The following is a 25,265-nucleotide window of genomic DNA, read 5'->3' as shown; positions in this document are numbered from 1 at the left end:
AGAAGGCGCCCCGCAGGTTTTCTATTTTTGCCGTTTCAGCCGCGCATACCCGTATGTTCCCGCAAACGGGAGAATCAGTACGATCAGCATTCCGATCGCAAACGGACCCCAGTACTGACTCATAATGGAGAAGATCCCCGGCACGCCGCCGACTCCGACCGAGCTTGCGAGAACGCCTTTGACGGAGATGAACATCCCCGCGATTCCCGAACTGATCATGGCGATCACAAACGGAAATTTGTAACGCAGATTCACGCCGAAAATCGCCGGTTCGGTAATGCCCAAATATGCGGAAATGCCGGCCGTCAGTGAAAGCCCCCGCTGTTTTTTATCTTTTGTGATCAGCATCATGGCCAAAGCCGCCGAGCCTTGAGCGATATTTGACAATGCGAGCATCGGCCATAAAAATGTGCCGCCGAGCTTTGATCCGATTAATTGAAGATCGATTGCGAGAAACGTATGGTGCATCCCCGTGATCACAAGCGCCGAATACAACCCTCCGTACAGCAGGCCTCCGATGGCGGAGAATTGGCCGAAAACGGCAATCAATCCCGCCGTCAGCGCGTTACCGATCGCAAAGGTGATCGGACCGATGAAGACAAAGGATAGAAAACCGATGACCAAAAGCGTCACCGGCGCGACGACCAACAGCTGAATACCCTCCGGCGTCCGTTTCGTCAAAAAGAGCTCAAGCCTGGCAAGTAAATAAGACGCCAGCAGAATCGGGAGCACCTGACCTTGATACCCGACTTTCTGCACCTCAAGGCCGAACAGGTTCCACACCGGAATATCGCCGCTCTGCTCGGCAGCCCCGTAGCCCCATGCGTTTAACAGATCAGGATGCACCAGCATCAGCCCGAGCACGATGCCCAAAAGCGGGCTTCCTCCGAACCGCTTCACTGCCGACCAGCCGATTAAAGCCGGCAGAAAAGCGAAAGCCGTCCCCGCGATCAGATTAATCATATTGGCGAGATCCGCCCATTGCGGATACACTTGGACAATCGATTTGGCGCTGTAGAAAATGCCTTCCGCTGTTAAGATATTGTTCAGACCCATTAAAAGTCCAGCCGTGACGATCGCCGGCAAGATCGGAATAAAGATGTCTGCAAGCGTTTTCACAGCACGCTGTAAAGGATTCATGTTTTGCGCTGCCGCCTTCTTCACGTCATCCTTGGACGCTTCACCCATCCCCGTTTCCTTCACTAATTCCGCATATACTTTGTTGACCGTCCCCTGCCCGATCACGACTTGAAACTGCCCGTTTACCGCAAAAGATCCTTTGACAATGTCTATTGCATCAAGCATTTTTTGGTTTACTTTGGTTTCATCTATTAATGCAAACCGCAAACGCGTCACACAATGAGTCGCCGCCTCAATATTTTCGATTCCGCCGACAGCTTCAGCGATCTGCCGCGCAGCCCGGTTAAACTCACCCATGCCAACCCCTCCGTAACCGTTTTCATTTTGTCTCACAAACTTGTATATACATGTTTATGACTCTATTGTAATGATGTATATACATGTCGTCAATCTATTTTTATAGCGCTTTCATCACAAATATACTGCGAAAGACCCTGAAACAAAAAAAGCCCCGCCGGAACCGGGCCTTGACTTCTTGTTTTATCAGGAACATGTCCGGGCGGAATTCACAACAGGAGCACAAAAAGCATACAGTACTGTACAACTAAGTTAAAGAGGTGTGAAGAGATGCCATCCACTGTTATCAACCTGTACTATTTGAAGATTAACAGTATTTCTGGCAACGGATCTATTACGATTGGGGAAGCGGCATACAACAGTCCCACCACAAATAACAAATCACAAGGACTGAACTCTTCATTCGGCGATACGTCACCTATAGAATCGATGATGGAGAACTTGTTAAATGATCCTGATGTCAACGACCAGACAGCCATCGGAACCGCAGATACCGCAAATATTACGCCGGTGCCGCCCATTATAGATTAAAGGGGTTTTTATGAATGCCTTACCAAATTAACGTCGTCAATATAAAAGTAAACGGAGCAACGCAAAACGGAAACGTCGATATCGGTCAGACCGTACAAAACAGCCACACCGCCAACAGCAAATTTGTCGGCGCGAACTTTTCTTTAGGGGATTTTTCGCCGGCCGCCGGATGTTTGAATTCGGGCCATCTTGACCCTGACGTGAGCGATCAGGATCAGATCGCCAACCCGTCAATGCCGATCGCAAATCAAATATAGGGAGGTTCTGCCGAAGTGGATATCGAAAAAATGAGAAAGTGGCTTGAGATTACGAACGAGCACAAGCCCAGCGACTTTTGGACCAATGTCCTGAAACGGAAATCTCCCGAAGATTTTTTCTCCTTACAAAAAAACACCCTGACTTATGATATTTATCAGGATGAACAGCACACATTTGTCATTGTGGAAATGCCCGGCGTTTACGAAGAAGAATTGACATTGAGGCTGCTGTCAAGAACACGGCTGCATATAAGAGGAAACATCACACCCCTTTTTCCAAAGAACATGGGCGTCTGCCAAAACCGGTATTACGGGGAAATCGATGAGACGATTGAGCTTCCTGAACCGGCTGAGCCCCACCTGTTACAGGCGCAGTGCGTAAACGGCCTGCTCCACATTTCCTACCCGCGCCTTATGGAGCACATTCCTTTTCAGAAAAAAATCTAAAGAGCCGGCTTACGGGCGGCCCAGCCGTCTGTACACTTTCTCCTTATAATGAGAAGATGCGGGTTTTGAGAACATGGCTTTCTCCTCCGTCAGTTTGTCGAGTCTGACTTGTTTTTCCGTCCGTTTGTTCCGCAAGTGATCCCGCTCCTGTTCATTGCGGCACTTGGCGATCAAATAATCGAGCGTCATCAGCTCTTTCTTCAGCGCGCCCTCATCCTCGGCGATCCCGGCGTTTTTTAATATGCGGTAGCCCATTCTGAGCGACTCCGGAAGATGTGCGGCATCGTCTTTCGGCAGGGGCTTTCCCATTCCTTTGATGCCGGCGAACTCTCCATCCTTAATGGCGCGCTTGATTTTATCTTCAGCCACGATATGGGCAATATCCATCACTGTTCACCTCTTTTTTCAATAGAACCGGGTATGATCATACGGAAACACAAATCCCAGTTTGTGCCATTTATATGTTTTAAAGCTGTCATTCAACAGATCAACCGCCGTTGCGACAGCGTTTTTCGCCCTTTTTCCGATGAGCCTTTTCCACCTTTTCTATTTGCTGGTTTCATGGTATATTGATTACGTTCGTTTTTTCTATCGTTCCGTGTAAACCGTGATCGGAAAAAAGGAGTGTAACAATGAAAACATTTATAAAAGAAAGAGGACTTGCCTTCTTCTTGATAGCGGTCGTGTTATTGTGGGTAAAAACATATGTCGCTTATATTTTAAACTTTAACCTCGGCATAGACAACACGATCCAGAAAATATTGCTTTTTGTGAATCCGCTGAGCTCCAGCTTGTTCTTTCTTGGATTTGGGCTTCTTTTCAAGAAAAAATTACAGCAGACAGCCATTATTGTGATTCATTTTTTATTGTCTTTTTTGCTTTTTGCAAACATCGTCTATTATAGATTCTTTAATGATTTCATTACCATCCCGGTCATGATGCAGGCAAAGACAAACGGCGGCCAGCTCGGAGACAGCGCGTTCTCGTTAATGAGATGGACAGACGCCTTCTACTTCCTGGATACCGTCATTTTGATTATTTTGGCCCTTAAGATGAGAAAACCGGCTGAAAAACCGGCGAAGAAATCATTCAGAATCGTTTTGGCTTCCGCCGTGCTTATGTTCCTGATCAACCTCGCCGTCGCGGAATCCGACCGTCCTGAGCTTTTGACACGCTCATTTGACAGAAACTATCTGGTGAAATACTTGGGCACGTACAACTTTACGATTTACGATGCCGTGCAGAATGTGAAATCAAACAGCCAGCGCGCGCTTGCCGATTCAAGCGATGTAACGGATGTGGAAAACTATATGAAGGCCAACTATGACGTGCCGAACAACGTCTACTTCGGAAAAGCCGAAGGAAAAAACGTCATCTACGTCTCATTAGAGTCTCTGCAATCCTTTATCATTGACTATAAAATTAACGGCAAGGAAGTGACGCCGTTTTTAAACAAACTGGCGCACGATAATCAAACATTCTACTTTGATAACTTTTTCCACCAAACGGGACAAGGTAAAACATCTGATGCGGAATTTATGATGGAGAACTCTCTGTACCCGCTGTCGCAAGGTTCGGTTTTCGTCAATAAAGCGCAAAACACGCTGCAGTCCGTTCCTGCGATCCTAAAAGGCAAAAAGTACACGTCTGCCGCTTTCCACGGAAATACGCAGACTTTCTGGAACCGTAACGAAATGTACAAAGCGGAAGGCATCGATAAGTTTTTCGATTCCGCTTATTATGACATGAGCGAAGAAAACACGAAAAACTACGGCATGAAAGACAAACCGTATTTCAAAGAATCCATGCCGCTCTTAAAGAGCCTGCCGCAGCCGTTCTATACGAAGTTCATTACGCTGTCCAACCACTTCCCGTTCGGAATGGATAAAGAAGACACGGACTTCCCGGCGGGAGACTTTGGCGATTCAGTCGTTAATAATTACTTCCAGTCCGCGAACTATCTGGATGAATCAATCGAACAGTTCTTTCATGACCTGAAAAAAGACGGCCTGTACGATAAGTCGATTATCGTGATGTACGGAGACCACTACGGCATCTCCGAAAACCATAATAAAGCGATGGCGAAAGTGCTCGGCAAAGATGAGATCACTGAATACGATAATGCCCAGCTTCAGCGGGTGCCGCTCTTTATCCACGCTCCCGGCGTGAAAGGCGGCCGCAATCATAAATTTGCCGGTGAAGTCGATGTTGCGCCGACCGTTCTTCACCTGCTCGGCGTCGATACGAAAGATTATCTCATGTCAGGTTCAGATATCTTATCGAAAGAGCACAGAGAAGTCATTCCGTTCCGTAACGGAGACTTCATCTCACCGAACTATACGAAAGTGTCCGGCAAGTATTACGATACGAAAACCGGAAGACTTTTAGATGATTCAGAAGTCGACAAAAAAGAAGACTCTCTCGTCAAGACTGAGCTTGAAATGTCTGATAAGATCATCAACGGCGATCTGCTTCGTTTCTACCAGCCGAAAGGCTTTAAGAAAGTGGACCCTTCACAATTCGATTATACGAAGCGTGAAGATTCCTCAGCAGATGATCAAAAAGAATAAACAAAAGCCAGATCATATCAATGATCTGGCTTTTTTATGTTCAGCTCCCGGCGGCCATAGTGCGCTTTTGCAGGCTGTCGGAAAGAACTGAATAAGCGACGACTTTCTTTTTCTGCTGTTTGACGACATCTACATGGTCTTCGTAGCTGTATACAAATACCGTCACATCTTTTTTTCCTTTTCTCGTCTTAATGACAAGCAGATCGGCTCCGTTTTGCGGATGAAGATAACGCTCTTCATCCCCTGGGTATATATAATGCCGTTCGATAAACACGGCTTCGTTAAAATCATCAATCACCCGGCGTTTGTCTTCGCCTTCCAGACGTTTTCCGCCGAGGGAAACGGCAGCGGACGCGTCACTGAGCTTCGAATGGGTTTCAAACTTGCGGAGAATCCATTCCACCGCTCCGGTAGGAAGGCATGTCAGCACAATCTTAATCAGGCTTATGACAACAATTGAAACAACTGCAATCCATGTCACCTTACATCATCTCCATACTTGTTCTACATGAATCTTAACATAGAAGAAAACGTTGTTTTTTGTACATTATGTGAAACTTGATATATGTTCAAAAAAAATCCGGATCACCTAGGTGATCCGGATTTTTCAAGTCTGCTTCTGGTCGTCACGGCGGACGGCTTCTCTCAGCTCTTCCGCGACAAATTCGACGTTCGGCCCGATAATGACCTGCGCCGTTTTACTCCCCGTTTTGATAACCCCTTTTGCTCCCGCTTTTTTAAGCGCCGCCTCATTAATGAGAGACGTATCCTGCACGGTCAGCCTGAGGCGGGTCGCACAGTGATCAATCGTTTCGAGGTTTTGCCTGCCGCCGAGCCCCTTGAGCATGGCATGTTCTTCGACGGAACCGGCCGTATCTTCACTAAGCACTTCTTCCTCTTCCTCATCATCTTCCCGTCCCGGCGTTTTCAAGTTTAACGTTTTGATGAGCATATAGAAGACGACAAAATAGATCACCGCATAACAAAGCCCGACAACGAGCAGCAAAAGCGGTTTTTCGGCAATCCCGTAGCTGAGGAGATAATCGATCGCCCCCGCCGAGAATGAAAAACCTGACCTGATTCCGAGAACATTAACGATAAATAAAGAGAACCCGGTTAATATAGCATGAACCCCGTACAAAAGCGGTGATAAAAACATAAATGCAAATTCAATCGGCTCTGTAATTCCGGTAATAAATGCCGTCAGCGCGAGACCGATCATCATTCCGGCCGTCGCTTTGCGCTTACTTGGCTTAGCCGCGGCAATCATTGCCAGACATGCGGCCGGAAGCCCGAACATCATAATCGGGAAAAATCCCGTCATATAAGTTCCCGCCGTCGGATCCTTCGCAAAGAAGCGGGCCAGATCTCCCGTTTTTCCGTGAAAATCGCCAAATTGGAACCAAAAAATATTATTCAGCACATGATGAAGACCGAACGGAATCAAAAGCCGGTTAAAAATCCCGTAAATCCCCGCGCCGATTCCGCCAAGCCCGATCATCCATTCCCCGAAAGACGTAATCACCGACTGAATCGGCGGCCACACAAATCCGAAGATCCCCGCCAAAATAATGGTAATCAGCGCCGTTACAATCGGAACGAGCCTGCGCCCGCTGAAAAACCCGAGATATTCGGGCAGCTTCGTATCCTTAAAGCGATTATACGTGTATCCCGCAATTAACCCCGCGATAATCCCTCCGAAAACGGCCATATTATTTGTCGAATTGATTGATTTTACAGCCGCGTCCAGCATGATATAAGAAATTGCTCCCGACAGAGCGGCGGCCCCGTTGCTGTCTTTGGAAATCCCGATCGCGATTCCGATCGCGAAAATCAGCGGCAGATGATCAAATACCGCGGTCCCCGCCGCGTAAATGAACGGAATATTTAATAAGTCCTCTCTGCCGATGGCCAAAATAATACCAACGGCGGGCAGAACGGCAATCGGAAGCATAAATGATTTTCCGAGTTTTTGCAAAAATTGAAGCATTTTACCCATCCCCCTTCTTTTTTCTTAAATATACCACATAAGTTATCTAGTGATCTATACCAATTTTCCTTCATTTATTCACATAAGGCTTGTTGGTTTTCTATTTATAAACCAGTTGTGGTAAGCTTGAATCAGATGATTAAAAATAGAAAGCGGGAATGACAATGATTGTAACGAACGATCAAGAATTAGAAGGCCTTAAAAAAATCGGCAGAATTGTCGCGCTGGCGCGTGAAGAAATGAAGAAAAAAGCCGAGCCCGGCATGAGCACGAAAGATCTTGACCTGATCGGAAAGGCGGTGCTTGACGAGCACGGAGCCGCTTCCGCTCCGGAGAAGGAATACGATTTCCCGGGCGTGACATGTATCAGCGTAAATGACGAAGTCGCTCACGGCATTCCGAGCGCCTCTAAAATCTTAAAAGCCGGAGATCTTGTAAATATCGATATTTCGGCGGAGTTCGGCGGTTTTTATTCCGATACGGGAATTTCATTTGTACTCGGAGAAGGCGATGAACGTCTGCAAAAGCTTTGTAACTGCGCAGCATCCGCATTTCAGAAAGGATTGGAGCAGGCAAAAGCCGGCAAACGCCAAAACCAGATCGGCAGAGCCGTCTACCATGAAGCCCGCTCCAACGGATTTACCGTCATTAAAACGCTGACGGGCCACGGAATCGGCAGAAACCTCCATGAAGCGCCGAACCACATCATGAATTACTACGATCCGTTTGATAACGCGCTTCTTAAAAACGGAACCGTGATCGCGCTTGAGCCGTTTATTTCCACGAAAGCGGAAACGATTGTTGAAACGGGAGACGGCTGGACGTATAAAACGCCGGATAAAAGCCTTGTCGCCCAAGTGGAACACACCATCGTGATCACAAAAGACAAACCGATTATTTTAACTGCATTGTAATGTTTCATCTCCCTTCCAAACAGGTATACAACAACTAACCCGAAGGAGGGAGACGCATGAAAAAAGATAAAGAAAAAATCAAAATCGAAAACGAAATACACGCCATGCACGGCGTAACGAAACAGCAGATTTTAGAGGATTTCGAGGAATTTAAGGCGTACCTTCATCAGAAAATTTCCGCCGGAAAAAAACTGGGTCTGGATGACAGCAAAATCATTAAAAGCGCCGCCATCCTCGGGGACTATCTCGCCAAACACGAGGAGCCCCGCAATGCGGAAGAAAAACTCTTACAAGAACTGTGGGACATTGCGGATGACAATGAAAAACAGCATTTGGCCCAGCTTCTCGTCAAACTTGCCGGACACTGATACAGTGCCCGGCTTTTTTATGCTCCGTTATAAGAGTTGTGCTACACTGGACATATGTCTGTGAAAGGAGCCATTTTTCAACATGTGGTTTATTATCTTCGGGTTTATTTTCTTTATTGAAAGCATCATTCTCACCGTTTACGGAGTGAAGAAAAAGAAGGGGATGCTGGTTTATTTCGGCGTCGTTTTCGGAATCATGACACTCGGAACGGTGCTGTTAAAATTAACCGGCCATTAAGCATGAAAAGACCTCCCTTTACATATATATGTAAGAAAGCTTTACATCTCTGAATCGAAAGTCTCAGTTTTTGCTTTATCCCTTTTCAGCGTCTTTTTATAGATGTTACAATGCCAAAAGTTTGGCAAAAACTGAAGAAACCTCCCCAGCGGGAGAACGGAGAAAGGAGTTTTCTGACATGCATTATGGCAGTAAAGGCTGGTATGTAGAAGAGTTAAAGAAAAAAGGAATTACCCACTATGAAGGAAGAAAGCTTCAAAGCTTCAAAAAGTACTTCCTTGCCAATCTGCTGGAAACAAAAAAACAAGCATAACGTAAATCAGCCGTGCTGTCAGTGCAGCACGGCTTTTTTTCTATACATTAATGAGCCTGTCTCTTTTTTTAAGGAAGGACTCCCTCCAGCTTTCTGACAGCGCTTCTTCCCGCAGTATTTCTTCAATCGCTGACAGATTGCCGGAATCACGATATTTCACTTCATTCGCATACCAGACGGAAATGCTTTCTTTTCCTCTCGACAGACGCTTGAGGACGGGACGCGGATCGACATATCCTTCTTCAAGCACCCTGAAATAAAAGCCGGTAAATCCCGTCTGCTGTACACGGAGCACCATATCTTTGATGCCATATTTGAGCGCGAGTTTGACGCAGGGCTGGCGCGGCTGGCTTACTTGAACGACGGCTTCCCCCAGCTGAAAGACGTCTCCGATCCACACGTCTTGTTCGGCCAGTCCTTTGACCGTTACATTCTCCCCGAACGCGGCGGCGGGAAGTTTTCTCGCGAGCGTAGTTTCCCAATATGAATAATGCTCGGCGGGATACACGCACACCGCTTTATCGGGACCTCCGTGATGCTTCAAGTCGGCTTGCCCGTCCCCGTCAAAATGGGTTTTATACAGCATGACGGGAGAATCTGCGGGCCGCTTTATGATGCCGGAATTGATTTGTCTGCCGGCAAATTCATGAATTGCGGGCTTTCCGAGATTGATAGATAAGACAGAATAGTCTTGCGTCACCTCGTTCACATCCTTTGCGAAATCTCATATCTTTCCTTTATCATAGTAAGAAAAAGGTGGTTTTTCCATGCTTCAATATCATATGATTGCAGACGGCCGGGTTCAGGGCGTAGGTTTTCGCTACTTCGTCCAGATGGAAGCCGACAGATATAAGATAGCCGGCTGGGTAAAAAACCGTGATGACGGCCGGGTGGAAATCCTTGCCGAAGGTCCTGAAGAGTCGTTAAAACAATTTGCCGAAGCGGTCAGAAAAGGCAGCCCCTTCTCAAATGTCACAGGCGTAACCATCGAAGAATCACACCGTCTGAAAGGGTACCGCACCTTTTCCATCAGTTACTGATAAGGCTTGTCCTGATAATAATAATTCGGCTTCACAATCGTATTGTCATATGATTTATGGAAAATGTGGGTGGAAGCCGGCGAGATCGGCGGAATCAGCCAGGTCCAGTCGCCCGTCAGCTTTCTGCCCGCGTCTTGTTCCTGTTCTTCGAAGCGTTTAAATTGATTCGCCGCCGTATGGTGATCGACAATGCTGACACCGTGTTTTTTGTATGAATAGAGCACTGCCTTATTCAGTTCCACCAGCACCTGATCTTTCCATAGGTCGGTATTCAGGCTGGCGGAAATCCCCATGACTGCAGCGGCTTTTTTGAGCATATCATACCGTTTTTCGTCAGCAAGGTTCCTTGCGCCGATTTCGGTTCCCATATACCATCCGTTAAAAGGCGCCGCGTTGTACGACAGCCCGCCGATTTCAAGCCTCATATCGGCGATAATCGGAACCCCGTACCATCTGAGATTTAAATCGGCAAACTCTTCAATATCCGGATGGGTGATCGGCACTTCTTTCACGAGCGTCTGAGGCAGGTCATACCAGACCGGCTGCCCGTCCCCTTTCATCCGGAAAAGCAGCGGCAGAATATCAAAATCGGTCCGCTTCCCGCGCCAGCCGAGTTTTTCGCAGACAGCCGTCAGCTCATATGATGCCGGATCACCGACTCTTCCTTTTTCAGTCTCATATCCCGCATAGCGAATGAGCTGGTGATTCCAGATTTCCACTTGTTTCTCCCCATTCTTCTCAGGAGGGAAAATCGTAATCGTCGGTTTAATTTTTCCGCCGTTCGTGGCGATTTCAATATGTTCAAATAATGCGTCGCGCACCTCTTCTTTCGTGTTCACACCGCGCCGGTCAATGACGTTCAGCGATTGCCAGAACAGACGCCCGATACAGCGGTTGCTGTTGCGCCACGCCATTTTCGCCCCGTGTTCAAGCTCTTCCGCCGTATGGACGTAACTTCCCGTCCGATCTATCTCATCTTTTATCGCGTTTAGACGCGCGTTGATTTGCGATTCCATTCCGAGTTCCTGATAGCAGACATCAATAAAATCCTTCGCCTCATCCCAAAGTATTTCCGTATGTTTCAAAAAACTCTCTCCTTCAATTTACATCTGTTTCCCATTGTATCGTTTTTAGGAGTGAACACAATGGTTTTTTTGTATCATACTGGAAACTACATAGAAAAAACACCTGTGATTTTCGCAGGTGTTTTACAAAACGGAATGCAGTTTTTCAGCCAGTGTAAGCAAATCCTCACGGTAGTTTTTTCCCGTCATCGGAATCCCGTGACCCGTCAAAAGCGCTTCCGGCTCCAGTTCGGCCAGTTTCTGAACGGATGCGGCAGCCGTCTGCGTATCCGCTGTAAAATAAGCGGGCGGCCCGTGAAGCTCTTGCTTTTGAATGACAACGTCCGCAAGCGATTCCTGTTCAACAGTGATCACGGCATCACCGGCAAGCAGAACGCGGTCTTTATCCCGGAATAATGAAATATGGCCGGGGGTATGACCGGGCGTATGCACCCATTTCCATTCTTCAAGAAACGGAACGGTACCGTCTGAAGGCAGTGCCTGAACGGACGGAATGCGGATCGTATGGCGCGGAAACAGCGGTGACAGCTTTGCGACAAGCCCTTTTTTCGCATCGGGCCTGGCAGGCGGATAATCCGCTTTCCCCGTGACGTACGGGAGCTCCTTTTCATGAATGTAAACCGGCACATCCCAAAGCTCAAGCAGTTCTTCAATCGCACCGACATGATCAAAATGGCCGTGTGTCAAAATGACCGCCTTCAGCTGATACCCCTCTTTGAACCGGCGTTTCATTTCTTCTGTTATCATCTCTGCCGATTGAGGCATTCCCGCATCAACCAGAATGATTTCCCGCGGAGCTGAGGGATTTTCGATAAAGTAAACATTCGCAATCTGCACGGTCAGTCCGTAAACGCCGTCCGCCGCTTTAAAACCGGCGCCGCTTCTCACTGAAAAAAGCGGCATAAACGGATCACTCATCATGGCACCTCCTCTGATGCCTTTAGTGTGCGACGAACCGGGTGTTTTATGTTAAAAAATCGTGATTGCGCCGATGATGAGCGCAAAGGCCGTCATGACGATAACGGCAAGAACCGCCCATTTCATCGCAAACTTCTGGTGCTCATCAATGGTGACCCCGGCAAGCCCGACTAATAAATGCGTCGACGGCACGAGCGGGCTTAACATATGAATCGGCTGGCCGATGATCGAAGCGCGGGCGATTTCCACCTTATCTACACCGTACGCCACGGCGGTCTCGGATAAAATGGGCAGCACGCCGTAAAAATAGGCGTCATTAGGCATCAGAAACGTAAAGATACCGCTCGTTAAGGCAACAATCGCCGGAATAAAACCCCCCATCTGTTCCGGAATAAGCGATACGAGGGAAATGGCCATCTCATCAACCATCTTCGTCCCCGTTAAAATTCCGGTAAACACGCCTGCGGCAAAAATCATCGAACCGATCGCAAGCACATTGCTCGAATGGGCTGAAATACGCTCCCTTTGATCGTTAAGCTTCGGATAGTTGACAATCAGCGCGATACAAAACGCAATGATGAACAGCACGGTTAAATTCACTTTTCCTGACACTAAAAATCCCACTAAAGAAAGCGTTAACAGTAAATTGAACCACCACAGTTTCGGCCGCCTCCATTCATCTTCCGCAGCCGCAGCCGTTTCATTTGTATGGGACGGCTGCTTTAATTCGATCACCCCGAGCCGTTTCCTTTCCATCCTTCCGAGTACATAAGCGACCACAATCATACACACCATTCCGCTGGCAATGACAGGCAGCATCGGCCCCGTCAGCTCTGCCGGGTCAACGCCGAGCGCACTCGCCGCACGCGGCGTCGCGCCGCCCCATGGGATCGTATTCATGATACCCATGCCGACACCGGCGATTCCCGCTAAAATAATCGGACGGATTCCGAGCATGATATACAAAGGCAGCATTGCGCTTGTCGTAATCATATACGTCGTCGAGCCGTCTCCGTCCAGTGCGACAAGCATGGTCAATACGGCTGTTCCGACTACAATTTTGAGCGGGTCGCCTTTAACCAGCTTTAAAATACGCGACACCATCGGATCAAATAAACCGGTATCAATCATAATGCCGAAATAAAGAATCGCAAACATAATCATGACTGCGATCGGCGCCACCTGTTCAATACCGGAGATCATCATCTCGCCGACCCGGTTAAAAGAAAACCCGGCAAACAGCGCAAACACGATCGGCGTTAATACGAGCGCCGTTAACACCGAAAGCCGTTTTGTCATAATCAGCACCATAAAAACAAGCATCATAAGAAAGCCTAAGATTGCTAACACAGTATGTCCCCCTTATTATGAATACGCTTACATTTTAAAGGCCCGATCCCCTTTATCCGCCTTTTTGCTATCTTATGAGAATTGGATATTGAAGTAAATATTTTGGATTTTAAAGATTTTTAATTTTTTATAACCTTTTCGTTCATTTTGTTCATTTATAAATAAAAAGCCTCCCGCAAATATGCGGAAGGCTTATTTTTCGCTGCTCATCATCTCTTTATAAAACTCGGTCTGCTCTTCTAAAAAGCGTTTTGCGCCGCTGCTGTTTTTATAAAAGCTCTCCCAATCCCGTTTTTTCAACATTTGCTTCCACTCCGCGGATGAGGTAATCTGTTTCAAAGCCTGATCCCAATAGGCAATCTCGCCTTCGGTCATGTCTTTCGGCCCCATGATGCCTCTCCAGTGCGCAAAGACAAACGGCACCCCCTGCTCTTTCCATGTCGGCACATCGCTGAAGCCGGAGAGCCTTTTGTCAGACGTAACGGCCGCCAATGTGATTTTCCCTTTCCGATAGGCGTCTCTCGCTTCTGAAATGGTCATTGAGGCGGCGTCTATCTCGTGGCTGATAAGAGCTTCAATGACTTCATTGCTGCTCCCGTATTGAAAAAAGCGGATATCAAACGGAGAAATTCCGGCCATTTCCGCCGCTCTCGCAAAGGAGAGCTGGTCATCATTTCCGAGGCCGGGCGCAAATCCGACTTTTATGCCGCCCGGATGTGCTTTAATATCGCCGAGCAGCCGCTTTCCGCTTTTTATCTTTGAATCCTTCGGAAGAGCGACGGTCTGCCACTCTTTTGCGATAATGGCCAAAGGCGTAAAATCAGCTGCCTTCAGCCGGCTTTGTCCCAAAATTTCATTGCTTAACAGCAGGCTTGAATTCATACTGATGACATCCGTTTTTCGTTCGTTTACATATTTCCAGCCGCTGTCTCCGCCTCCGCCGGGTTTATAGACGATCTTTACGGGCCGGCCTAATATTTGCTTCCGCTCTATTACCAATTGCAAAGCTTTTGCCGTTACGTCCCAGCCCCCTTGAGGCGCCGCCGGGACGACAATTTCAACCGGCCCTTCGGCTGAACGGATGCCCGCCATCTGCCGTCCGTCAAAAGAAACCAGCACCGCCAGCATGACAAGAAACACTCCCAACCGCTTCATTTCTCCCATCCCTTATTCATGTGCTAAATAATATTTCCGTTCCGGCCTGCCGATAATGCCGTACTCTAATTCAGCGAGCGCTTCTTCCCGAGAAACGAGAAACTCGGCGTAGCGCCGCGCCGTTGTTCTGGAGGCGCCCATTTTTTCGCCCAGTTCTTCAGCCGTCATTCCTTTTTGGGCTGCCCTGAGCGCGTTTTTGATTTTTTGAAGTGTAATCGAATTAATCCCGGTCGGCAGATCATTGAGCTGTTTTTGTTCTTTCTGACCGCTTCCGAAAAACATGTCGATAACGGACTGGCTCAGCTCCGGCTGTGAGTGCAGCCATTCTCTTTTTTCCCGGTACTGCAAAAGCACTTCTGTAAATTTATGTGCCGACACCGGCTTTATGACATAGTGGGAAACGCCTGATCTGAGCGCTTCCTGCAGCAGTCTTGTTTCGGCAGAAGCCGTAATAATGATGATATCAACGGAAGGAAAACGGCCGCGGATAAGGGGAAGCAGATCTGTCCCCAGCTCATCCGGCATATAAATATCCAAAAGCAGCAGATCAGGCTGCCGTTTCTCAAGCAGCGATATGGTGTCTTTGGCATTGATTGCTTTGCCGATGACATTGAATCCATCAAGATGTTCGATAAATTTTTCGTGAATTTGCGCTATTCGAAAGTCGTCCTCTGCAATCGCGATGTTAATCACACCGATTCCCCCTTTGGCCTTTCTTTCGGTATAAACACCGTAAATACGGCACCGCCGCTCTTTTGCTGCGAAATCTCTATCGATCCCTGCAATTCACTGACGGCTTCTTTCAGATTGGCTAAGCCGTATCCTCTCCTCGTCCCCTTTGAAGAGTAGCCCTTTTCAAATATCGTTTCTGTTTTTTCCTGAGGCACGCCGTCTCCTGAATCCGCCACTTCGATGACGATATCCCTGCCGATATCGGTCATAAAAAAGGCGACCTCTTTTTTCTCTTTTTCGGCGACGGCTTCGAAAGCGTTATCAATAAGATTTCCGATGATCGTAATGAGCTGGGATGAACCCACATGCTCCGGCAGCGATTCTAAAAAGCTGTTTTCATCTATTGAAAGCTTCACTTTCTTCTCAGACGCCTTTCCCATTTTTCCTAATAGTATGGCCTGAACCCGCTGTGAATGAATGTTTTGAAAGAGGATTTCGTGCTGTTCATTCTGGATGGCGTACTCTTCTTTTATCAGTTCAATGGCTTCATTATATTCTCCCAGCTCTAACAGACCGAGGATCGCGTAAAGCTTATTCGAGAATTCATGCGTTTGCGCCCGGAGATCCTCCGAGTATTTTTTCATTTCAGTCAGCTTGTTAATCAGTTTCTTGAGCTCCGTTTTTTCGCGGAAGCTGATCACCGCTCCGTATACTTGCCCGGTCTGCTTCATTTCTTTCACGTTTAAGATAAATACTTTATCTCCGGCACGCACCTCCACGTTCGGCGGTAATTCTCCCCCTGCCAAAACCGGCATGAGATTTGCGCCCGGCATGATTTCTTTTATATGCCTTCCGATCATCGGTTCCGGAAGATTCAGCATATCAGCCGCAGATAAATTCATCATGGTTACCGCGCCTTCTTTGTTTACGGCGATAATCCCTTCTTTCATCGCAAGGAGCATCGCATTGCGCTCCCTGTACAGCGCTGCAATTTCATGCGGTTCAAGGCCGAGTGTATCTTTACGGATGCTTTTTGCGAGCGCCGCCGCTCCCCCGATGCCGATAAGAAACACCAAGCATGCAAAATAGCCTAAATGCCGCAGATGCGCTTTCATATCTTTTTCTATCTCATCTTGTAAAAACTCGACTGTCACCGTTCCGACGACTTCGTTATGATTTTTTTCCTCCAGAATAACCGGGGCGCTTCCCCTGACGGCCGTCATTCCGTCGGAAACCGGAGACCCGCCGAACATGACGGTTTTATTTTGCAAATTTTGATTTTCTTTCGGAATGCTGCTGCGGGCCGAATGAAATGCAACATGCCCTTTTTGATCAGTAATATAGACAGCGTGCGCGCCTGCCTGTTCTTTCATTTGTTCAATGACGTCTAACTTTGCAAAAGCTTCTTGATCCGCAAGCCGGAACGCCTCTTTTACAGGTGGCATGTATGAAATGGTTTTTGCCGTTTGCACCGCCAGCTGTTCAGCCTGCTTCTGCCCTTCCTTTAATTGCTGAAAGGCAAATATAACTGTGAGCGTTCCGATGACAAGTATTAATAAAGCCGCAATTAATCCGGCGATTTTCATTTGCAGAGAGACATAAAACCGCTTCGCTTCCAACACAGCACCAGCCGTCCTTTCCTCCTAAAATCATACCACTTTTTAAATCTTCGTTTCTCATTTTTGGGAATTTTCGTGATCTTTTTCTCTTGTCATTTCTTTCAAAAAGTGCAGTCTGGTATAATTTCCCTCAAGGGAGATAAGAAGGATGAACTTTTTATAATCGCTGCGCAAAAAAAAGACTGACAGAAGCCAGTCTCGGGATGTTTAACAACGGACATATATTCAGTTGACAAAGTGTTTCTCTATGATGGCCGAGATACATTTGAATGACCGGAAATATCAATTAATTTTCCTTTGACGGCCAGGCGCCCTTCTGTTCTTACCGCTTTGTCGCATGTGATTAATGTAATCTCTTTATCTTTTGTCTCCTGAATTGCGTTTGCTTCTATTTCTGAAATCATGGTTTTTGATGTTACAGAATAAATATAGTCTTTTCTAAAGTCGGTCATCACGATTTGCGCGCCTTTTTTTATGTGTAAAAGAGGGCCGAACAATAGGTTCTCCTGCTTCAGATGGTGGCCTGCCAACGGGTAGTTTCCCTCGCCCATTTTCTGATCCGGACGCATAGTTGCCGCGCCGATCAGCAGGTTTTCATTGGTTGTGCCTTTTAAAATCGGAAGGTCTAAATCGATGCTGCTGATGGTTATCCGTCCGATTATCGGTTTTGATTTGCGATTAAAACTTGACTGAACTGTTTCCCTGAAACCGGGCGGATGAATGGATTCAAAATTATAGTCCGCTTTTTTCATGTTATTTTTCCGCGCTTGTTCTGCGGTCAATTCCGATTCAATTTGGCTTTTACTGAGGTACGCGATCAAACAGCCTTTCATGAGAGGAGAGGAAATGAGAAGCAGCCCGGACAAAATAAGAACGGCAATGATCATTTTTTTAACCATGAAGAAAATTCCTTTCTTGTACGTCATGCGGTGAGTATTTGGTGAGTAATGATTCTCTTTTTAAAAAAGCACCTGATCGATTCTTACATGATCAGGTGCGATAACGTCTATCTATTCCTTGTTTTCTTCTTTCTTGATACAACAGCCGCGGCTCCGCCGGCTAATAGCAGCAGAATACCGGCCGTGACCGGCATCATACCGTCCGTATCACCGGTTTTCGGCAGGTTTTTGCCTGTATCCGAGTGATTGGTTTTACCATTGGTATCAGGGTGATGCCCGTCTTGATTCGTTTGATGATTCGGTGTGTCTTTCCCAGGTGCGGGATTTTTTAATTTCTTATTAGAAACGACGACCTCAACGACTTTTGACTGTCCTTTTTCAATTGTGAATTCAATTGGTTTTTCGTTCAGCTGATAGCCGTCAGGCGCTTTTGTTTCGATAAATCGATACTGCCCGGGCGCTAATCCTTCCACCGTAAACCGGCCCTTTTGATCCGTCTTCCATACCGCCGGCCGTTCTTTGCTGCCGCCGGTGTTTACCGGATGTCCGGCAGAATCCGTGATCTTGAATTCAGCACCTTCCAGCACCTTATTTTTATCGTCATGATCCACTTTTGTCAGGGTTACATCACCAGGCTTTAACGTATTCTCCGCACTGATTTCGACTGGTTTTATGTCGGTATTTGTGATCTTGAATGATATTGGCGTTTGATCCAAACTGTAAAGGTCAGGCGCTTTTGTTTCGATAAATTGATATTCGCCTGCTTTCAGTCCCCGGACAATAATTTGTCCGTGCTCATCTGTCGTCAGACCCTCTGTCAGTACTTTGCCGTTTGCATCTGTCAGATTAAACTTCGCACCTTGCAGGACTTTCCGTTTGTCACCTTGATCCAATTTTGTGAGAACAACGCTGTTCTTGATGTTAACCGCATTCAGGGCAGCCTGATTCGGTTTTCCTCTGTTCTCAGCCTTAATCGTAAACGGCACAGGGGTTGTTGACAGCAGATAACCATCCGGCGCTTTTGTTTCAACAAATTGATAGTTTCCGGGCGCCAAACCGCCGGCGTCAATTTTGCCGCCTTCTTTTGTCATCAGATCGTCTCTTACGGTTTTTCCATCACTGTCAATTATTTTAAATACTGCACCGTCTAAAACGTTTCCGTCTTGATCCTTCTTGATCAGCTGGACAGAGCCTTGATAGTTGACAAAGGTGCCGGCGTCAGACGGCTTCGGCTTTCCTTCCGCTGTTTCTGAGATGGTAAACTCTTTTTTCTCCGTATTTAACACATAACCGTCGGGTGCTTTCGTTTCAATGAAGGCGTAATGCCCCGGTGCAAGACCGGACGTTTCTACTTTTCCGTCCTTATCTGAAACCAGATCTTCTTTAACCGTGTTTCCATCACTGCCGACGATTTTGAAGACTGCGCCTTCAAGCTTCTTGCCTTCCGCATCTTCCTTCGTCAGCCGGACAGAGCCTTTATAGTTGACGGCCGTTCCTGCGTCAGTTGACTCCGGCTTTCCTTCCGTTGTTTCTGAGATGGTAAACTCTTTTTTCTCCGTATTTAACACATAGCCGTCAGGCGCTTTCGTTTCGATGAAGGCGTAATGACCGGGTGCAAGGCCGGATGTTTCTACTTTTCCGTCCTTATCTGAAATCAGATCTTCTTTAACCGTTTTTCCATCACTGCCGACGATTTTGAAGACTGCACCTTCAAGGTTTCGGCCTTCCGCATCTTCCTTCGTCAGCCGGACAGAGCCTTTATAGTTGACGGCCGTTCCTGCGTCAATTGACTCCGGCTTTCCTTCCGCTGTTTCTGAGATGGTAAACTCTTTTTTCTCCGTATTTAACACATAGCCGTCAGGCGCTTTCGTTTCAATGAAGGCGTAATGACCGGGTGCAAGGCCGGATGTTTCTATTTTTCCGTCCTTATCTGAAACCAGATCTTCTTTAACCGTTTTTCCATCACGGTCGACGATTTTGAAGACTGCACCTTCAAGTTTTCGGCCTTCCGCATCTTTCTTCGTTAATGCGGCTTTTCCTTTATAATTCACCATTGATCCCAATTCAACATCAGGTACTTGATTCTTTTCGTTCTTTGCGATTGAGAAGTGAATCGCTTTTGTGTTTACGATAAACCCTGATGGGGCTTTCGTCTCCATCAGCCGATAGTATCCGGCGGGCAAACCGTTGATCTCAACTTTCCCATTTTTATCGCTTTCAATATTATTTTTTATCAGAGTATAGGTACCGTCGCTTGATTTTTTCTCAAGCTTAAATACAGCACCGGCCAAAGGCTTGTTGTTTTCGTCTTTTTTGATAAGCGTCACCTTATTTTTTTGATTTATGACTTTATAGAGTGCTCCTGCTGCGGAGGATTTGCCGTCAATCGCAACGGAGACCCCGTTTACATAAGCATCGCTGATGGTGTAGCCGTCCGGAGCTTTTATTTCTTTCAGTACATAGGTTCCGTAACGGATATTCCCAAACGTAAGTTTACCGGCATCGTCTGTTGTGCCCGTACGCAGCAGCTGCTTGCCGTCTTTAGACCATAATTGAAAATCTGCTCCTGAAAGAGATGTTCCGTCTGATCCTGTTTTAGATATCGTCAGGCTTCCCTTCTCTCCTGATCCTGAGCCGCCGCCGCTTGAAATGGCGACAAACACTGAGCTGTTGTTCTCTTGGGTCTGCTCCTCAACATTTGTCCCTGATATCGACACTTTGTTGCTGACCTGACCGTTGCTGCCGGAAATATTAATGAGAGAACGATATTGTATGACATACGCGCGGTCGATTTGTTTATAGCCGCCTGTAAAGGTAAGGACAAATGATTGTTCACCGGTGGCATTGTCAGTTTTTATATCTAATTTATAGTCCTTATCTTTCTCAAGCTGCACATCACCCGGAATAAGATTTCCGCTGCTGTCTTTAATAACGCCGTTCTCATTATATTTTGCTTGATATACTTTAAAAGAATCTTCATCTATTATTTGATTCTCATCCGGTGTGTCTTTGACTTTTACGTCATCCAGTGTCGATTGGCTGGCATTGACATTGATGCTCCAATCGATATTGTTTCCGTTCTGTTTGCCGCCTTTAGAAATCAGGTTTCCTCCGTTTGCGATGGAAACTGAACCCGTCAGCGTTCGGTCTGCGCGGTCATTATTAAAGTACTCTGCTTTGTTTGTGTATTGATTCTGTTTGATGACCTGGCCTTTTAATGACGTTTTAAATTCAATCAGGTATGGTACAGCGTCATCTGTTTTGAGATGTACGGTTAACGTATTTTTGTTGCCGTCTGACGGCTCCTCTATTTCATATTTTGAAGGATCCAGCGCCTCTCCTTCAGTGATGGAGCCGTTTTTGCTGATGGTATACGTTTTGACAGCAACCGATCCATTCAAAAATTGCTGACCATCTGTGATCGTATCTTTTATATAAGGATTTTTTGAAGGTTCGCCATTATAATTGATGCCGACTTTCCATGTGATTTCTTTTGAAACGGCGTTGTATGAGCCGTTTTTGAATCCGTTATGGGACGTCTGATAGTTCGGTGTGAAACCGCTCGATTCCTTATTTGTGCGTTTGCCGCCGTTTTTATCGGTCCATGTGGACTCCGCCGTATTCTTAATCGTTTCGTTTGAAAAGTCAGCGTTGAATTTTGTCGTATACGTGATCTTAAACTGACTGTTTGTTTCTGCATAATCCCCGATCAATGCTATTGTAAAGCCTTGGTTTCCGGGTTTTTTTGTTAATGTATAGTCTGTTCCTTCTTTCAGCGTTTTGTTTTCAGTCGTGTCTTGCATGTGAAATGAATCGTCAATGAGCGCCAGGCCTCCGCTGGTAAATTGATCATCCAGCGTCCAGTTTTTCATTGTGTAACCGTTTTTGTTAACTGTGATTGTCCAATCAACCGTCTTCTTCTCATAGTCTGCGTTTGAATAATGTTTGATCAGATTCTGCTGAATGGCGGTTCCCGGAGTTTCCTTTGAGTCCCCCGTATCTGTCATTGCTGTATTGGTGTATTTGACAGGACTGTCAATAATGACCCCATCGTTGACTTGAGATTGATAAATGATCTTATATGCTCCTGTGACAGTTTGCTTGAATTTTATGTCAAAGCCGTTCCCGTTATCAGTCAGCGTATAATCCTCGCCCTCTTTTAATGGGGCGCCCTCTTGTTCGGTGCCGTTCTGGCTGAATGTAATCGGAAGGACTTTCAATGAACCGGGAACAAGATGCAGATCGTCTGATCCGAACGTATCCTTGATGCCGGCTTTGGATTGATCAATCTTTTTCTCACCGTAGTTGTACATAACAGCCCAGCTGAACGTTTGGGTTTCTCCTTTATAACCTGTCGAAGATTTTTCTATCATTTTTCCGTAACCCGCTGTTACGGAAGCTTCCGCAGAAATCGGCTCCGCATTTTCTCCGCTGAATGCCGCCTTGTTTGTCAGGGTGATGTTTCCGCCTTTACCCGGCTTTGCCTCATCTTTAATTTCCGTGTCATATATGAGCCGGTAGGCTGAATCGATCGTCCCGGCGAAGGTGACATTACCGTTTTCGTCAACGGTATAACCTGAAGTTATCTCATTTCCCTGACTCACCGAGCCGTCAATATTCACATCAAGTTCATACACTTTCACAGAGCGGAAAGTCAATTCGTCCGGAAGGCTTTCAGTCAATTTCGCATGTTTAACTTCTTCTTCCTTTTTATTAAGATCAACCGTCCACGTTACCTTTCCGGGATTAATACTTTTATCCAATGACCCTGATTTCTCAATGGTTTTATTGATATTCGGTTTAAAATAAACCGTTACGTCCGGCGTATCAGAGTTAACCGGAAACTTAATCTTTTGTGTGGTTGATCCTTTTATTTCTTTCTGATTGAATTGGGTGTTTACATACAATGCCCCCTTGACGTTAGAATCTTCTTTTACCTCGCCGTTAAACGTCATGATGACATGGCCGCTCGTATTAATGGAAAAAGTTCCGTACGTATTATCGCCGTCGGTCAATGGCTGGTTCGTAATGTCATTATGCATGATAAATTCTTTAGGCAGATCAAATTCATATCGATCACCGTCGTTTATTGTTTTTCCCAGCTCATTCGGAATCGCCCATTGAATGGTGATATTTGCCGGAGAGTTTGTATTCGCAGGGTTGTTTTTGTCATATGGTTTTCCTTTTTCATCCGTCAATTTCACATCAGTTAAAATATTTTGCGTAATCTGGCTTCCGCCTGATTGAAGGCTTTTAGCGGCAGATTTGCTTGAAACCACCATTTTTGATTGACTGCGTTTAGCAGAAGGTGTTGATTTCGTTGTCTGTTCTGCTTGCTCCTCGCCGTCTGCAGATGCTGATTTTTTCTCTGTCTTTTCCTGAGGTTCAGCAGGTGTTGAAGAGGTGTTTTTTTCTGTTTCGGAATCCGTTGTTCCGTCTTTCTTCACAGGTATTAACACCTGCTGGGTCTTGCCGGCATCCAGTTGAAAAAGAGCTTTTGCCATTTTCGTCTCATCTGTTATGTCGGGAGTAAACTTCGCCGACAGTGTAATGGAGCCTTTGGCATCCCCGGCATCCGCTCCAGCATCGTTCACTTTCACTTCCAGCGTGCTGCTGTCTGCTTCAGCTTTATATATACCGATCACCCGATCAGCTGATGTCAGCTCACCTTCGGCATCGTTATCTAATGTAAAACTTTCCGGAATCTTTATGGTGATATTCCGGTCACTTGCATCTTCCTTGTTTTTTAGTGACCATTCGTATGTCAGTGTCACTTTATCTCCCGGTGCTAAAGCCGGTTCACTGGCTTTTGACCCGTCAACAGTCTGCTGTCTGCCGTCTTTGACTGCAACTGAATCAAAGAACCCGCTCTCGCTCTGTTGTGATCTGGAAGCGGCTGCGATCGGAGTAAAGCTGACAACCTGGCTGAAGATGAAAAACAGCGTGAAGCATGAAATCAATGCCGGCCTCAGCCTTTTGCTTTTTTTCGGGCTGAACGAAAAGTTCCTCACTCCCAAGTCCTATTCCTCCCCTTTTATATAGACTTACGTTCGAACAAGCCGGTAAGCATGGGATTCTCCTTATCCGAACCAAACTACATTGTATGAAATCGGCCTATACAAATTCTGTACATGGGATCATTTCAGAAATAGCGCACAAAAAAAGACCGGCATCAGCCGGTCCGGTCATTCAATCGTCAATTGATTTTATCCTTCAATTGTTTATAGCGTTCGTATTCCTTTATCGCCTCTTCTACCTTTCCCAGTTTATTAAATAACTGCAGTTTGTATTGTATAATTTTATCGTCACCGGGCTCTATTTTCTCAACCTGCAGGCAAATGTCCATCGCTTGATGATCGTTCTTCTCTTGGATGAGAAAACCAATCAGTTCGTACGCTTTGCTGAGCCACAGATGGGCAAGACGCGCTTTTTCCGGCTCCGCCCACAGATAGCCATTCTCCATGAGATAATGGTTCTCATATGACATGACAATGTTCATGTGCCGGGTTAGTGCAGCTGCGCTGAGCGGAGGAGCCTCTTTTAATGTTTTTTCCCATTCAGCTGTATCAATCTTTACCCCGGAAAGCCGGAGAATGTATCCTATATCGGTATTTTCTATTGATTGGCTGAAGGGCAGCTGACCGATTAATTTCCGTATCTGATATATTGTCGAATAGAGCTGGGTGCTTGCTTTTGATATATCATAAGCAGGCCAAAACATTTCCATCAGCATGTCTTTACTGACTGTGCGCCCTTGATTAAGAAGTAAAAATGCATACAGTTCACGGGCTTTGGATGTTCTCCACTTGACTGTTATGTATGTTTTGACACCATTTACCGATTGATAAAAGTCCAGGTTCCCAAAACATTGTATAACATAATCCGTCCCGGTATTCTCTTCTGCCGTCCTGAGTTTTTTATTCATTCGGATTCGCTCAACAGTTGTCAGCAGCCGGGCATGGTCAACCGGTTTTAAAAGATAATCGACAGCATTTAATTCAAACGCTTTGATCGCGAATTCATTATAAGCGGTGATAAAAATAACTTGGATATTTTCATTGAGCTCCTGAATCGATTCAGCAAGCTCAATACCGTTTATCCCAGGCATTTCAATGTCAAGAAACACCGCATCAGCTGCTGAAAGCTCCGAATGCTCCAGAACTTCCGCCGGATCTTGAAACGTTATAATAGATTGAAAGGCGTTTGTCCGCTCAAGCATACGATTAAAATGAAGCAATGCCAGTTCCTCATCATCCACAATTAACGCTTTCAAACCGCATCCCACCCGTCAATATAGATATACCTGAAAATAATTTCAATTATACCATGTCCAACGCCCTATATAGTTGGATTCTTTTTCTTTCTCTTGTTGTATTATAACGTTTGTGATTACAATATTTATACATTACATAGGATAATAGAATGCCCCTGAATGGGATAAAGGAGTAATGATGTGAAAGAA

23 protein-coding genes are annotated in these 25,265 nt (G+C 46.2%); 9 read left to right on the top strand and 14 right to left on the bottom strand.

Features of this window, described 5'->3' with window-relative positions; genetic code table 11:
- Positions 1-21 precede the first annotated feature (21 nt).
- Positions 22-1,437 carry a PTS system trehalose-specific EIIBC component gene (gene treP / locus MY7_RS02895; protein ID WP_029326005.1) on the bottom strand — a complete coding sequence of 472 codons (1,416 nt, stop codon included), beginning with the start codon at positions 1,435-1,437 and terminating at the stop codon, positions 22-24.
- 270 nt (positions 1,438-1,707) lie between these two features.
- On the opposite strand from treP, the gene MY7_RS02890 reads away from it, so the two are divergent.
- From MY7_RS02890 to MY7_RS02880, 3 genes are read left to right on the top strand one after another with little or no spacing between them, the layout of a single operon-like run.
- A complete protein-coding gene (locus MY7_RS02890) occupies positions 1,708-1,968 on the top strand; it encodes a spore germination protein (RefSeq protein WP_007408496.1) in 261 nt (86 codons plus the stop codon).
- Between the two features lie 14 nt (positions 1,969-1,982).
- A complete protein-coding gene (locus MY7_RS02885) occupies positions 1,983-2,225 on the top strand; it encodes a spore germination protein (RefSeq protein ID WP_003155595.1) in 243 nt (80 codons plus the stop codon).
- Positions 2,226-2,240: 15 nt separating this feature from the next.
- Positions 2,241-2,672 carry an Hsp20/alpha crystallin family protein gene (locus MY7_RS02880; protein WP_003155596.1) on the top strand — a complete coding sequence of 144 codons (432 nt, stop codon included), beginning with the start codon at positions 2,241-2,243 and terminating at the stop codon, positions 2,670-2,672.
- Between the two features lie 9 nt (positions 2,673-2,681).
- On the opposite strand, the gene MY7_RS02875 is transcribed toward MY7_RS02880, so the two are convergent.
- Complete coding sequence (locus MY7_RS02875) at positions 2,682-3,059, bottom strand: J-domain-containing protein (RefSeq protein WP_007610033.1); 378 nt, start codon at positions 3,057-3,059, stop codon at positions 2,682-2,684.
- A 245-nt stretch (positions 3,060-3,304) separates the two neighbouring features.
- Here MY7_RS02875 and MY7_RS02870 point away from each other — a divergent pair, with 245 nt between their 5' ends.
- Positions 3,305-5,242: an LTA synthase family protein gene (locus MY7_RS02870; protein WP_007610031.1), complete on the top strand. Its 1,938-nt coding sequence runs from the start codon at positions 3,305-3,307 to the stop codon at positions 5,240-5,242.
- Positions 5,243-5,282: 40 nt separating this feature from the next.
- On the opposite strand, the gene MY7_RS02865 is transcribed toward MY7_RS02870, so the two are convergent.
- Positions 5,283-5,723 (bottom strand): YfmQ family protein, encoded by a 441-nt coding sequence (locus MY7_RS02865; protein ID WP_007610030.1) that lies wholly within the window; start codon positions 5,721-5,723, stop codon positions 5,283-5,285.
- A 126-nt stretch (positions 5,724-5,849) separates the two neighbouring features.
- Positions 5,850-7,232 (bottom strand): N-acetylglucosamine-specific PTS transporter subunit IIBC, encoded by a 1,383-nt coding sequence (nagE, locus tag MY7_RS02860; protein ID WP_029326006.1) that lies wholly within the window; start codon positions 7,230-7,232, stop codon positions 5,850-5,852.
- Between the two features lie 164 nt (positions 7,233-7,396).
- On the opposite strand from nagE, the gene map reads away from it, so the two are divergent.
- The 4 genes from map to MY7_RS19000 all read left to right on the top strand — a co-directional run bounded on the left by map (position 7,397) and on the right by MY7_RS19000 (position 9,065).
- A complete protein-coding gene (map, locus tag MY7_RS02855; protein WP_029326007.1) occupies positions 7,397-8,146 on the top strand; it encodes a type I methionyl aminopeptidase in 750 nt (249 codons plus the stop codon).
- A 56-nt stretch (positions 8,147-8,202) separates the two neighbouring features.
- The gene (locus MY7_RS02850; protein ID WP_003155607.1) at positions 8,203-8,514 is read left to right on the top strand and encodes a DUF3243 domain-containing protein; all 312 of its coding nucleotides are present in this window, start codon (positions 8,203-8,205) and stop codon (positions 8,512-8,514) included.
- An 82-nt stretch (positions 8,515-8,596) separates the two neighbouring features.
- Positions 8,597-8,752: a hypothetical protein gene (locus tag MY7_RS19485; RefSeq protein ID WP_007610027.1), complete on the top strand. Its 156-nt coding sequence runs from the start codon at positions 8,597-8,599 to the stop codon at positions 8,750-8,752.
- A 178-nt stretch (positions 8,753-8,930) separates the two neighbouring features.
- Entirely contained in the window at positions 8,931-9,065 is a 135-nt protein-coding gene (locus tag MY7_RS19000) for a YflJ family protein (RefSeq protein ID WP_003155609.1), read from the top strand.
- A gap of 40 nt (positions 9,066-9,105) precedes the next feature.
- Here the strand turns inward: MY7_RS19000 and MY7_RS02845 are convergent, their stop codons facing one another.
- Positions 9,106-9,765, bottom strand: a complete 660-nt coding sequence (locus MY7_RS02845; RefSeq protein WP_029326008.1) for an MOSC domain-containing protein — start codon at positions 9,763-9,765, stop codon at positions 9,106-9,108.
- A gap of 67 nt (positions 9,766-9,832) precedes the next feature.
- Here MY7_RS02845 and MY7_RS02840 point away from each other — a divergent pair, with 67 nt between their 5' ends.
- Complete coding sequence (locus tag MY7_RS02840; protein WP_007610025.1) at positions 9,833-10,105, top strand: acylphosphatase; 273 nt, start codon at positions 9,833-9,835, stop codon at positions 10,103-10,105.
- On the opposite strand, the gene nosA is transcribed toward MY7_RS02840, so the two are convergent.
- The 9 genes from nosA to MY7_RS02795 all read right to left on the bottom strand — a co-directional run bounded on the left by nosA (position 10,099) and on the right by MY7_RS02795 (position 25,076).
- Complete coding sequence (gene nosA, locus MY7_RS02835; RefSeq protein WP_007610024.1) at positions 10,099-11,190, bottom strand: nitric oxide synthase; 1,092 nt, start codon at positions 11,188-11,190, stop codon at positions 10,099-10,101. The genes MY7_RS02840 and nosA overlap by 7 nt on opposite strands.
- A 123-nt stretch (positions 11,191-11,313) precedes the next feature.
- Positions 11,314-12,108, bottom strand: a complete 795-nt coding sequence (locus tag MY7_RS02830; protein WP_007408486.1) for an MBL fold metallo-hydrolase — start codon at positions 12,106-12,108, stop codon at positions 11,314-11,316.
- 51 nt (positions 12,109-12,159) lie between these two features.
- Complete coding sequence (locus tag MY7_RS02825) at positions 12,160-13,458, bottom strand: citrate:proton symporter (RefSeq protein WP_007408485.1); 1,299 nt, start codon at positions 13,456-13,458, stop codon at positions 12,160-12,162.
- Between the two features lie 192 nt (positions 13,459-13,650).
- Positions 13,651-14,613, bottom strand: coding sequence for a tripartite tricarboxylate transporter substrate binding protein (locus MY7_RS02820; RefSeq protein WP_029326009.1), 963 nt, complete (start codon positions 14,611-14,613; stop codon positions 13,651-13,653).
- A gap of 12 nt (positions 14,614-14,625) precedes the next feature.
- Complete coding sequence (locus tag MY7_RS02815) at positions 14,626-15,306, bottom strand: response regulator (RefSeq protein ID WP_007610021.1); 681 nt, start codon at positions 15,304-15,306, stop codon at positions 14,626-14,628.
- Positions 15,303-16,907: a sensor histidine kinase gene (locus tag MY7_RS02810; protein ID WP_007610020.1), complete on the bottom strand. Its 1,605-nt coding sequence runs from the start codon at positions 16,905-16,907 to the stop codon at positions 15,303-15,305. Before MY7_RS02810 ends, MY7_RS02815 begins: the two co-directional genes overlap by 4 nt.
- Before the next feature lie 242 nt (positions 16,908-17,149).
- Complete coding sequence (locus MY7_RS19700) at positions 17,150-17,803, bottom strand: class A sortase (protein ID WP_029326011.1); 654 nt, start codon at positions 17,801-17,803, stop codon at positions 17,150-17,152.
- Between the two features lie 107 nt (positions 17,804-17,910).
- On the bottom strand, positions 17,911-23,820 hold the full coding sequence (locus tag MY7_RS02800) for a SpaA isopeptide-forming pilin-related protein (RefSeq protein WP_007610017.1): 5,910 nt from the start codon (positions 23,818-23,820) through the stop codon (positions 17,911-17,913).
- 179 nt (positions 23,821-23,999) lie between these two features.
- Positions 24,000-25,076 carry a response regulator gene (locus MY7_RS02795; RefSeq protein ID WP_029326012.1) on the bottom strand — a complete coding sequence of 359 codons (1,077 nt, stop codon included), beginning with the start codon at positions 25,074-25,076 and terminating at the stop codon, positions 24,000-24,002.
- Positions 25,077-25,265: the final 189 nt, after the last annotated feature.

Origin of the sequence: Bacillus sp. 5B6 (assembly GCF_000259405.1) — a bacterium.
GTDB classification, from domain to species: domain Bacteria; phylum Bacillota; class Bacilli; order Bacillales; family Bacillaceae; genus Bacillus; species Bacillus velezensis.
Note: the sequence above shows the minus strand (reverse complement) of the source record. Positions and strands in the feature narration are given on the sequence as shown.